The 12,007-nt window shown below is 29.1% G+C and carries 13 protein-coding genes; 10 read left to right on the top strand and 3 right to left on the bottom strand.

Annotated elements, in window-relative coordinates; translation table 11 throughout:
• The first annotated feature begins 247 nt into the window (after positions 1 to 247).
• Genes DEFDS_RS06405 through DEFDS_RS06395 form a run of 3 tightly spaced genes read left to right on the top strand, consistent with a single transcriptional unit; the run spans position 248 to position 2,797 of the window.
• A complete protein-coding gene (locus tag DEFDS_RS06405; RefSeq protein ID WP_013007988.1) occupies positions 248 to 1,033 on the top strand; it encodes an ABC transporter permease in 786 nt (261 codons plus the stop codon).
• Entirely contained in the window at positions 1,030 to 1,926 is an 897-nt protein-coding gene (locus DEFDS_RS06400) for a hypothetical protein (protein WP_013007987.1), read from the top strand. Before DEFDS_RS06405 ends, DEFDS_RS06400 begins: the two co-directional genes overlap by 4 nt.
• Entirely contained in the window at positions 1,904 to 2,797 is an 894-nt protein-coding gene (locus DEFDS_RS06395) for an ABC transporter ATP-binding protein (protein ID WP_013007986.1), read from the top strand. Before DEFDS_RS06400 ends, DEFDS_RS06395 begins: the two co-directional genes overlap by 23 nt.
• 46 nt (positions 2,798 to 2,843) lie before the next feature.
• On the opposite strand, the gene DEFDS_RS06390 is transcribed toward DEFDS_RS06395, so the two are convergent.
• Both DEFDS_RS06390 and DEFDS_RS13330 read right to left on the bottom strand, forming a co-directional pair.
• A complete protein-coding gene (locus tag DEFDS_RS06390; protein ID WP_013007985.1) occupies positions 2,844 to 3,167 on the bottom strand; it encodes a hypothetical protein in 324 nt (107 codons plus the stop codon).
• 14 nt (positions 3,168 to 3,181) lie between these two features.
• Entirely contained in the window at positions 3,182 to 3,385 is a 204-nt protein-coding gene (locus tag DEFDS_RS13330) for a type IV pilin protein (protein WP_013007984.1), read from the bottom strand.
• 388 nt (positions 3,386 to 3,773) lie between these two features.
• Between DEFDS_RS13330 and DEFDS_RS06380 the strand changes: the two genes are divergently transcribed.
• The gene (locus tag DEFDS_RS06380) at positions 3,774 to 5,306 is read left to right on the top strand and encodes an ATP-binding protein (protein ID WP_013007983.1); all 1,533 of its coding nucleotides are present in this window, start codon (positions 3,774 to 3,776) and stop codon (positions 5,304 to 5,306) included.
• A gap of 156 nt (positions 5,307 to 5,462) precedes the next feature.
• Here the strand turns inward: DEFDS_RS06380 and DEFDS_RS06375 are convergent, their stop codons facing one another.
• A complete protein-coding gene (locus DEFDS_RS06375) occupies positions 5,463 to 6,338 on the bottom strand; it encodes an Mrp/NBP35 family ATP-binding protein (RefSeq protein WP_013007982.1) in 876 nt (291 codons plus the stop codon).
• A 429-nt stretch (positions 6,339 to 6,767) separates the two neighbouring features.
• On the opposite strand from DEFDS_RS06375, the gene surE reads away from it, so the two are divergent.
• From surE to DEFDS_RS06350, 6 genes are read left to right on the top strand one after another with little or no spacing between them, the layout of a single operon-like run.
• Entirely contained in the window at positions 6,768 to 7,532 is a 765-nt protein-coding gene (surE, locus tag DEFDS_RS06370; RefSeq protein ID WP_013007981.1) for a 5'/3'-nucleotidase SurE, read from the top strand.
• On the top strand, positions 7,520 to 7,645 hold the full coding sequence (locus DEFDS_RS13325; RefSeq protein WP_269446351.1) for a hypothetical protein: 126 nt from the start codon (positions 7,520 to 7,522) through the stop codon (positions 7,643 to 7,645). The genes surE and DEFDS_RS13325 overlap by 13 nt, the downstream gene beginning before the upstream one ends.
• 1 nt (position 7,646) lies before the next feature.
• Positions 7,647 to 10,277: a tetratricopeptide repeat protein gene (locus DEFDS_RS06365; RefSeq protein WP_041223659.1), complete on the top strand. Its 2,631-nt coding sequence runs from the start codon at positions 7,647 to 7,649 to the stop codon at positions 10,275 to 10,277.
• Positions 10,278 to 10,883, top strand: coding sequence for a MotA/TolQ/ExbB proton channel family protein (locus DEFDS_RS06360; protein ID WP_013007979.1), 606 nt, complete (start codon positions 10,278 to 10,280; stop codon positions 10,881 to 10,883).
• A gap of 1 nt (position 10,884) precedes the next feature.
• Positions 10,885 to 11,286 carry an ExbD/TolR family protein gene (locus DEFDS_RS06355; protein ID WP_013007978.1) on the top strand — a complete coding sequence of 134 codons (402 nt, stop codon included), beginning with the start codon at positions 10,885 to 10,887 and terminating at the stop codon, positions 11,284 to 11,286.
• A complete protein-coding gene (locus tag DEFDS_RS06350; protein WP_013007977.1) occupies positions 11,283 to 12,005 on the top strand; it encodes a hypothetical protein in 723 nt (240 codons plus the stop codon). The genes DEFDS_RS06355 and DEFDS_RS06350 overlap by 4 nt, the downstream gene beginning before the upstream one ends.
• Positions 12,006 to 12,007: the final 2 nt, after the last annotated feature.

The following is a 12,007-nucleotide window of genomic DNA, read 5'->3' as shown; positions in this document are numbered from 1 at the left end:
GAAAGCTTAATGATAGGTTAATAGCAAGATATATATGTGTAAATTGTAATAGAAAATATTAATAGATTCATTGTGATAACAATGCTTAACAGATGATGTCTTACAATAATAATTGATTTAATCAAGTTATGGCATAAATATATTGCACAATTATCTTATTAATAATAAATTAATTAGTGAGGTTGTTTAGTTATTTTAAAAGACGTATGATTCAAAAATGATATAAAAAATTTGATTTGAGGTGAGTATGAAATTCATAAAGTTTACTATAAAGACATTGTTGAAGGATAGGTTATTTTTACTAATTGCATCTTCAATTTTGATTTATGCTTTTATACCTGTTTTTAGTTATTTTTCTATGAGACAATTACAGGAAATTTCCATTACTATGTCTATTTCATTAAATTTTTTTATTTTACTTATTTTATCTATTTTTGGTGGCACTTATACTATATGGAGAGATATTGAGAGAAAATATACTTTTACATTACTTCATTATCCAGTTACGAGAGTAAACTATTTTATTGGTAGATACCTAGGTTTTGTTATTATTTTATTATTTATTACTTTAATAAACTTTGTATTAGGTGTGGTAGCTATAAAAATATCTGCAAGTTTTTATAAATCTGACTTACCTATTTTATGGTTTAATATTTTTGGTGCGTATATCTTCTCTTTTTTAAAATATGCTTTGTTACTAGCTTGCGGTTTTTTATTTGCATCTTTTTCTACATCCTTTTTTACACCCGTTTTTTCCACAATTGCGATTTTTTTAGCTGGGAATTCAATCCAGGGTATATATGATTATATTTTAAAAAGTAAGGAACACATTTCAAATTTTGTAAAAATTGTTGTAAAGGTTGTTTATTATATTTTACCAAATTTTTCTGCTTTTGATTTGACGGCTTATGCAGCGTATTCTTTAAAAATAAGTACTCAGTCAATATTGTTTTCTTTAGGTTATTTTTTCATTTATTTAATGGTTGTGATAAGTCTTGCTGTAATGATTTTTAATAAGCGGGACTTAACATGACAAAAAAAGTAAATAACTCTTTATTTATATTTGTTTTTATACTTTCAATTGTTTTGTTGGTAATTTATACGCCTTATTTTAAAAAAGATATGCAAAACCGTCCACTTTTTGAAAAGCTTGGATATACACCACAGGGGAAATTTTATAAAGCTATACTTGGTGAATATAGATGGTTTATGGGTGAATATTTATCATTTAAAGCGATAATCTACTATGGTGGGAAGGTGGAAAAAGTTCAGCAAAGAAGGTATAATGAAGTTGAGTATTATAATTTATACAGGACAATAGAAACATCAATTTTACTTAACCCTTATAATGAGGATGCTTATTATTTTGCTCAAGCAGCTTTTACATGGGATATTGGTAGGGTAAATGAAGTTAACAGATTGCTTGAATATGTAATGAAATATAGGACATGGGATTTTAAGATACCATTTTTTATCGGTTTTAATTATGCATATTTTTTAAAAGATTATAAAAAAGCTGCCAAATATTATAAAAAAGCTTCAGAAATATCAAAGTCACCATTATTTACGAAATTGGCTGCAAGGTATTTTTATGAAGGTGGTGAAACTGAGCTTGGTATAGCATACTTAAAGACTATGATAAAAATTACTAGAAAAGAAAGTATTAGAAAATCTTATGAAATAAGGTTAAGAGCTTTGGAAGCTATTTACCAAATTGAGCAAGCTGTTAAAAATTATGAGAAAAAGTTTGGTAAAAAACCTAAAACAATTGAAGATTTGGTCAAGTCTCAAGTATTAAAGAAGATACCAGTGGATCCATATGGTGGCAAATTTTACTTAGATAAAGATGGAAAGGTTAGAACTACAAGCAAATTAGCATTTATAGATAAAAAGGGGAATAAATATGGGAAAAGTAAAAGTAAATAATCTTTTTAAAACATACAAAGTTAAAGGGAAAAAAGTAAATGCCTTAAATGGGATGAGCTTTGAAATTGAGCAAGGTGAAATTTTAGGCTTTTTAGGTCCAAATGGAGCAGGTAAAAGTACAACAATTAAGATAATGCTTGATTTGATAAGAGCAGATAAAGGGGAAGTGTTGATAGATGGTATTGATTCTAGGCTTCCTGAGGCAAGAAAGAGATTGGGATTTATGCCAGAAAATCCTCAGTATTTTGATACACTTACAGGTTTTGATTTATTGATGTTTTCTGCAAGTATGTATGGGATAGATAAGGATGTTGCTAAAAAAAGAGCGTGGGAACTTTTAGAAGAGTTTGAGTTGAAAGAGGCTGCTAAAAGACCTGTAAGAAAATATAGCAAAGGGATGATTCAAAGAGTAGGGTTTGCAGCAGCAATCATACATAATCCAGAAATTTTGATATTGGATGAGCCTATGAGTGGTCTTGACCCAATAGGTAGAGTATTGTTTAAAAATAAAATGAGAGAATTAAGCGATAAAGGTGTCACAATCTTTTTTAGCTCTCACATAATACCAGATATTGAGGATATTTGCTCACGAGTAATAATCGTTAATAAAGGCAAAGTAGTTAAATCACTCACAAGAACAGAAATAAAATATCTCACTACTACAGGTTTTACTATTATAGTAAACAAAGAAGTCCCTAATTTGGGTTTAAAATTTATAAAGCTTCAAGAAGGACTTTATGAGATTAAATGTGCAAAAGACGAAATTGTAAATATAATTGATTTATTAAAAGAAAAAAAAGTTATAATTTTCGATATCTTACCTACAAAAAAAGATTTAGAGAATATATTTTTAGATTTAACAACTTATTGATATAGAAGGGGAATCTTTAAATAGATTCCCCTAAAATGTTCAATTGTTATTCCATTGGAGTCCATCCTTGAATTGTTGATAAGCCACTACTGTATCCAGAGAAAGTGACATTATCATCAGCGCAATCATTACCTGTACACTCATCATAATAAATCACACTCTCTGTATCTGCTGTACCATATTTTTTTGTACCTTTAGAACTCATTGTTCCAGCTACATAGTGATTACCGTTTGTGTCTGCATCATAATCTGCAGAAACATTTGCAGAAAGCTTTATTGTTTCATTGTCAGTAGAACCTAATGTAAAATCACCTGCAAATAATAATGATGCAAAAGATAATATAACTATCAAAAAAATTAGTTTTCTCATTTTACCCTCCTAAATTAATATGGATAATGATTTTTGTCAGCATAAAAAGCTTCTGCAGTTGATTGAATTGTTTTTAGATCACTAAGAGCAGCAGAATCTTGAGCATTTTTTCTATACTTTGCGAATTGGGGGATAGCAATAGCTGCTAAAATACCGATGATAGCTACTACAACGAGCAGCTCAATTAAAGTAAAACCTTTTTTGTTCGTTTTCTTCATATTTACCTCCTTAATGGGTTTTCTGTTTTATAATAAGCAAATACTGTGCCAAAATTTAATATTAAGTTGTAAAAAATAATTATCCCAATTCGTTGTATATTAGCTATTTATTATTGCTATCAAAATATTGTTTTAACTCAAACAATACAGTTGCTGACAAAAATTGTCAAAAGTTGACAAAATTGTCAAACCTATAACACAAACTTGAAACATCTTTACAAATATTAGGGTTATTATATAATGAATTATATGTTGTTTTAATTAACCAGATTGCTTCGATGGCGCTAGCAATGACGCGGCAGTCATCGCGAGGAAGCGTAAGCTGAAGAAGCGATCTTAGTATTTATAAACTTTTAAAAGTTAGTTAAAATTTTAAGGGGGTAATTTCATGAAAAAGCTTCCAATAGGTATTCAATCTTTTAAAGAGATAAGGGAAAATAATTATGTTTATGTGGATAAAACTTTTGAAGCATTTGAACTTGTAGACAATTATAAATATGTTTTTCTTTCTCGCCCTCGTAGATTTGGTAAATCACTTTTCTTGGATACACTAAAAGAGCTTTTTGAGGGGAATAAAAAGCTTTTTGAAGGTTTATACATTTATGATAAATGGGATTGGGATGAAAAGTACCCGGTAATTAAAATAAGCTGGGCAGGGGATTTACAGACTCTTGAGAGTTTAAAACAGGTTGCATTAGATATTTTTAAATTTAATCAAGAAAACTTAGAAGTAACATGTGATAATGTAACAGATCCAGGCAGTTGTTTTAGAGATTTGATTTATAAAGCTTATAAAAAATACAATCAGAAAGTAGTGATTTTGATAGATGAGTATGACAAGCCTATTCTTGATGTGATAGAAGATATTGAGCAAGCAAAGTTGCATAGAGAATTTTTAAGAGGTTTATACTCTATAATCAAAGATAATGATGCTTATGTCAAATTTGCATTTTTAACTGGTGTGAGTAAGTTTTCAAAAGCATCGATTTTTAGTGGACTAAATATGCTTACTGATATTTCCCTTAATCCAAGGTTTGGTAATATTTGTGGTTATACACAGTATGACCTTGAGACAACTTTTAAACCATATTTAGAAAACGTGGATATGGAAAAAGTAAAAAGATGGTACAATGGTTACAACTTCTTAAAAGATAATGTGTATAATCCGTTTGATATTTTACAATTTATCAGTAACGGGTATTTGTTTAGAAACTATTGGTTTGAAACAGGCACGCCATCTTTTTTGATTAAATTGATAAAAGAGAGAAATTATTTTCTACCAAATTTAAGTAATTTAGTAGTTGATGATAAGATATTATCTAGCTTTGATATAGAGCAAATGGATTTAGAAGTATTACTTTTTCAATCTGGTTATTTAACCATAGATAAAGTGATACAAAATGAACTTTTGCAGTCAATAGAATACAGTCTCAGGATACCAAACTTGGAAGTTCAGATATCTTTAAATGATTATATTATTCGTTATCTTTATAATGGTGATACAAAGATTAAAGAACCGCTAATAAAATCACTTTATTTTGGAAATCTAAATGATTTTAAGGATGCTTTAATAAGACTTTTTTCATCAATACCATATACCAATTATGTGAAAAATGAATTAAATTTATATGAAGGTTTTTATGCCAGTGTGATTTTTGCTTATCTTTCTTCACTTGGTATAAAGATTATAGGCGAGGATGTGACGAATAAGGGTAGGATCGATTTGACATTATTTGTCAATGATAAGATTTATATAGTTGAATTTAAGGTAGATGGTAAAAGGGGTGAAGCTTTAAGGCAGATAAAAGAGAAAAAATATGCAGAAAAGTATTTAGATAAGTCGAATGAAATTTACCTTGTAGGTATAGAATTTAGCTCTGAAGAAAAAAATATCATAAATTTTGAATGGGAGAAGGTATAAGTTCAAAGTTCTGAGTTCTAAGTTCTAAGTTGAATGTCATGTTAGCTTAAATGTGTGGGAATTGGATTATAATAAATTTCAAAATTATAAAATAAATTGTTAAAGTTTTAAGAGTGAAAATAAAAAGAGTGGGGGATAGAACTTATCCCCCTAGTTTTATTTTTTTAGTGTTTTTGCTATTACTTTTTCTGCAATTTCTTTGAAAGCTTTTGATACTTCAGAGTCTGGATGCTCTAAAATATATGGTTTACCAGCATCCCCTTCTAATACTACCGATGGATCTATTGGGATTCTACCTAAAAAGTCCACATTGAGTTCTTTAGCTGCTTTTTCACCACCACCAACCTTGAAAAGATCTATTTTTTCACCGCAATTAGGGCAAACAAAACCGCTCATATTTTCAACTATACCTAAAACAGGTATGTTTAACTTTCTGCTAAAGGTTACAGATTTTCTTGAATCAAGAAGAGCCACTTCTTGTGGGGTTGTAACAATAATACTACCATCAACACCTTCAATAACGTGTGCTACGCTCAATGGTTCATCACCTGTCCCCGGTGGAAGGTCTATTATAAGGAAATCAAGCTCACCCCAGTTTACATCGCTTATAAACTGCTCAATTAGACTATGTTTTAATGGAGCCCTCCAAATAACCGCATCATCATCACTCTTTAAAAGGAAAGCTACTGACATTACTTTAAGATTTTCTACTGGTTCAAATGGGATAATCCCTTCACCAGATGATAAAACGCCCTTTTCGTTGATGCCAAGCATCTTTGGAATGTTTGGCCCATGGATATCAGCGTCCAAAATACCTACTTTATGTCCAAGCATATTGAGCATTGCAGCAAGATTAGTGCTGACGGTGGATTTTCCCACGCCACCTTTTCCGCTCATTACCATTAAGGTGCATTTTATCTTTGATAATCTCTGTCTTAAAAGTTCTTTGGTGTGTTGTTCTTTTTCATTTGTGTCACAACTATTTTGAGAAGAACAGCTGCTGCAAGAATTATTTGAATTGCATGATGACATTTATTACCTCCTGTTTGTGTTTTAAACAAATGCTAATATAACGTTGAAAAATTAATTTTCAAGTTATTCAATAAACAAATTTGAAATAATGTGAAACTAGGATATTGCGCAGTAATTTAAAATTTCATAACTGTTGCACAGTAGGTCAATTTTTTAATATCACTATAGTTTTGAGATTGCTTCCCCCGCCATTAATTTATACATCTTGATAGTTATACTTCAATAACATAATATACTCAGAAAATTATAAACTCAACATCTGCTATTAAATGGCGGGGTCGCAATGACCCCAAAATTTGTCATTGCGAGCGTTAGCGCAGCAATCTGAGATATTTAGCAGCTTTAGATGTGCAAATAGCTTCAAAATATGAAAATGCGAGGTTGAATAAAACCTATTTTTGATATAAATATATTTTGGAGGAGTTGATAATGAAAATATTACTAACTAATGATGATGGTATATATTCTAAAGGGATTTATGCTCTTTATGAGGAACTGGTTAAAATAGCAGAAGTCATTGTTGTCGCACCAATTACTGAGCAAAGTGCTGTGGGTCATGCTATCACTATTTCTGATCCTTTAAGAATTTATGAAGTTACTCGTAGAAACAGGTTCTTTGGCTATGGAGTTAAAGGCACACCAGCTGATTGTGTGAAATTAGCTTTTGATGATATTTTGACGACAAAACCTGATCTTGTAGTTTCAGGCATCAATCATGGGGCAAATCTCTCTTCAAATGTTATTTATTCTGGGACTGTCTCCGCTGCTACTGAAGGTGCTATGCTTGGTGTAACATCTTTTGCAATAAGCTTAGCATCAGTTGAGTATGATGATTTTTCTGTTGCAGCAAAATTTGGCTCATTTTTTGCAAAATATCTTTATGGTAATAAGGAAATAAATCACTTGCTTTTTAATGTAAACGTTCCACCTTTAAAACGTGAGGAAATTAAAGGTTGGAAATATACTGTTCAAGGTAAAACGCGTTATCTTGATACCTTTGAGAAAAGGGTTGACCCAAGAGGGAATACATATTTCTGGCTTACAGGGGAAAAGATTATTGACGATAATGGCGAGAATAGTGATGACAAGGCGGTTAAAAACGGCTATATTAGTGTTACGCCATTAAAGTATGATCTTACAGATTACTCGTTCTTTAAGGAGATTGACAAGGAGGAACTTAAATGGGAAGAATAATTAAAATTTTATTAATAAGTTTGTTGCTGTTTGTGTCTGTAGTTGCTTTTTATGGTTGTGAAGGGTGCTCTAATAGCAATCCAACATCACCAGAGCAAACTAATACTCAATAAAATGTTAAAAAGATTACTTTTAATCTGTTTGTTTTTTGTCTATTCTGTTGGTTATGCTGCAATTGAAGTCCCTAAATTTTCTTTTATTGGCAAGGAAATAAGCAATTTTGATGTAAAACCAACTTTTACAAACGTAAAAATTGAGTTTCAAGGTGTTTCTAATTTTTCAAGTTATCTTGAAGATGTAAAAGTTAAAATAAAGACACCTGAAAAAAAAGAATATAGTGCAAAAGATCCTGGAGGGATTTATTCAACAAAGTTTGGTACAGGGTTATCGGCAATTTTTGTTGGAGAGAAGGCTTATAGAAATTATTTGATAAAGAAGTTTTTATCGGGAGATTATATCTCGGTTTTGGAAAACTATAAAAAATATTATGAAAAAATTAAGACTAAAGAAATAAAAGATGAAGTTGAGCTTATTTATGCAATATCACTTTTTAAGACAGGGTTTAAAAAAGATGCGTATCAGCAATTAGAAAGCATAATTTTATCAGATAATATCTACAAAAATGTTGCAACAGATTTTTATTTTGAAAATTTATACGAAACCAAAGACAAAAATCTTTTAAAAGTTTTTGATAAGTTAGAAGAAAAGACACCTTTTTCTATATATGTTTATTTAAGCACATTAAGGTCGATGCAAAAATACTATGAAATTATCGATTTTATAAAATCAACAAATTATGATTATGATTTTATCAAAGATTTTTTGGTGCTTTCTTTGTATTTTACTGGCAAGTATGATGAAGTTGTTTCTTTAGATTATAGAAGTGATAATGTCGCTCCATTTATTGTTGATTCTTTAATAATTTTAAATAGGCTTGATGAAGCTGAACAGCTTATAAATAGTATTACTGATAAATATTTTAATGAATATTTTAATGTAAAACTTGAAATATTAAAAGGTATTTTTTCTGATGAAAAGATAAATCAGTTTAAAGATATTGATAAACTATCTTTGATGTTGTTTTATTTCTCTAAATATTTTCCTGATATTTCTTATAAATCAGTGGAAAATATTCAATTTATAGATAGTAAACTTGAAGAGTATAAATATTTTTATCTGGGTTTGTACTTTTATAAAAATAATAATTATGAAAAGGCTATTTTAAATTTTGATAAAATAATTTTCAATGACAAGCTTTACAAAGAGTCAATTCTTTACAAAGGAATATGCTATGTTTATATCGACTTAGATAAAGCAGAAAAATTGTTGACCCAATACTTAAATGAGTCATTTGATGATACAAAAATTGATATTGCAAGATTTATTGTTGCTCAAATACGAATCATTAACAAAAGATATAACGATGCATTTTTATTGGTAGCTGATTGTGATACAATGCTTTGTAAGAGAATAAAAGCTGAGGTTTTTTATAATCTTAAAAAGTATAGTGATGTATTAAAAATAACTGAAGGAGTAGAAGATAATAGGGTTTTCTTTCTTAGAGCAGCATCTTTATATAACTTAAAAAAATATAATCAGGCTTCTAATGAACTTGAAAAATTGTCGAATGAAGATGAAGACACTCAATTTTTAAAAATGTTGATTTATTTTAAAACTGACAGACTGAATAAAGGGGAAAAAATATTAAATAAACATGTTAATAATTTAAAATTTCTAAGAGAAGGGGTAAAATTTCTGTTTTTAGCTGGCAAATATGACAAAGTAATCTATTATATCGATAAATCAAATATTAATGATCACTATCTTATGTTGCTAAAAGCTAAATCATTATATTCACTAAAAAAATATAAAGAGGCAGAAAATCTGTTTTTAACATTGCTTAATAAAAAAGAGTATCTTTTTGATACAATTTATGGACTTATTAATATTAAAAAAGAACAAAATGAGAAAAATTTTGTAAACGATATTGCAAAGATTATTGAAAAGTATGATTTCCAGGATAAAGATTTTATAGTTTTGCAATTAGCGAAAATTTCTTTTGAAAATGATGATAAGGAAAATTATATAAAATACATAAATTACTTTTTTAAAAAGTATCCAAATTCAAAATATCAATCTGAAGCACTTTTATTGAGAGCAAATTTTTATGAAAAAAATAAATTGTATCAAAATTGCGTAATTGATGCTGATACGGCTTATAAAAAGAGCAAAAACAATGAAGCACTTTTTGTAAAAGCAAAATGCTTAAAATATATTGATAATAAAAAAGCTTATGAAATTTTTAAAATGTTATTGGAAAAATCAAGTGGTTATGAATATGTGAGTAGAAAAGAGATTATTGATTTATCAAACGATGCAGAAGAGGTTTTAACAAACAGTTTATTTTTTAAAGATAAGGATATTAATTTATACTATCATGGGCTTGAAAGATATTTAAATCTTTTGAAAACTATTGGTGAAGATAGCTATCAGTATATTATGGAACTATTAGAAAGTGGTGATAAAGATTTTGTGCCAGCTGGATTGTATTTTAAAGGGGTTTATCTTTTTAATAAAAAAGATTATATCTATGCCTTAAAGCATTTTCTTAAAGTATATTATCTATTTAAGGATAGTAAATATGTTAAAAAATCTTTGGAATATGCAAAAGATTGTTATTTAAAGATGGGGAAAAAAGATAAGGCTGAAAAAATAGAGAAAATATTAAAAAAAGTGGAGGGATAAATGTTTGAAATTATACAAAAGGGTGGGGTACTTATGTACCCAATTATTGCGCTTTCTGTGATATCTTTGGCTGTTTTTTTGGAAAGATTGTTTACTTTGAGGAAAAATAATTTTGTTCCATCAACGTTTATGGAGAAACTATACATTTATTTAGAAAAAAAGGATTTTGAGGATGCAAAAAATTTATGTGAATTACAGAAAAATCCTATGAGTGAAATTGCGTATGAAATATTAAATAATTTAGATTTGCCAGTTACAAGACTCATGGAGCTTGCTGAAGAAACTGGGAGATTTCAAGCTTCCAAGTTGGAGAGATTCTTACCTACCTTGCAAACAATAGGTAATATTGCCCCACTATTAGGACTTTTAGGTACTGTCTTGGGTATGATAAAGACATTTATTGTAATTTCTGAGCAAGGTGTGGGTAATGCTCAGGCTTTAGCTGGTGGGATATCTGAGGCACTTCTTACTACTGCGGCTGGTTTATCTGTTGCAATTCCTACAGTTCTTTTTTACCACATTGTAAGACACAGATCTGAAAAACTCACATTGGAGATGGAAAAAGCCACAGCAAAGGTAATAAACTTAATTTTTAAAGAGGGTTAGGATGAGATTTTCTAAAAAAGAGAAGGGTACTGGTTTAGATATTAATTTAACTCCTCTTATCGACGTAGTGTTTTTACTATTGATATTTTTTATGGTTTCAACAACTTTTATCTATACCAATGCGTTAAAAGTAGATCTGCCAAAAGCTAAAGGTGATGAGCAAGCTGTAAACAAAAGTATTGTAATTGTTGTTGATAATAAAAATAAAATATTTATAAATAAGAAAGAGATACCAAAATTTGCTTTATATAAAACCTTAACGAAGATGAAAAAAACTAATGAAAATTTACCAGTAATATTGCAGGCCGATAAAAATGCAAAACACGGGACTGTGGTTTATGTGATGGATCAGTGTAAAAGGGCGGGTTTTGATAGGTTTACTATTGCAGTAGAAGAGGAATGATTATTTATTCAAGATTATTGGGTTTTTTAATATTATCTCTAATATTTCATTTAATGATTATTTTAATCTTACCAGAGTTGCGCATAGATTTTAAAAATTTAAAACCACGTGAAATAGAGTTAAAAATTGTTAAAAAGAGTGCAGTTTCAAAAAGAATTAAAAGCTCAAACAAACTACAAAACCCCATTAAAAAATTTGATTTGAATAAGATTAAAGAGAAGTTGAAAAGGAATAAAAATCAAAGCAAACAGGTTGATAGCAATGTTGATTTACCTGTTGCTAACAATTTAGAGAAGATTTTAATACCTGAGTTTGAAAATGTGCAGTTAGAAGGGGAGAAATCAGCTAATAAAGTTGAATTAAATAGTGAACTTGCAAAGACTAAAGAGGAAGTTTTAAAAGAGTATAACCAAAAAAACAATGAAATATCAGCATCGAAAAACAGTGATTTTTATGAGATAAAAAAGATTTCGAATATTAGAAGGAAGATTATATATGAGCCTCCTAAGCCAAAGTTTCAGCTTGAAAAAGATACTAAAATCACTTTAAAATTCAAGGTTGATAATTATGGAATCCCTTACGATATAAGATTTGTTACAAGAAGCAGTAGTTATGTTGAAAATATTGCAATTAATTTTATTAAAAGGTTAAGGTTTGATGCGGTTGATTATACCAAACCTGATGAGGTAGAAATAGTACTATTTTTTAAGGTGGAGTGATT

This window comes from Deferribacter desulfuricans SSM1 (assembly GCF_000010985.1).
GTDB classification, from domain to species: domain Bacteria; phylum Chrysiogenota; class Deferribacteres; order Deferribacterales; family Deferribacteraceae; genus Deferribacter; species Deferribacter desulfuricans.
Note: the sequence above shows the minus strand (reverse complement) of the source record. Positions and strands in the feature narration are given on the sequence as shown.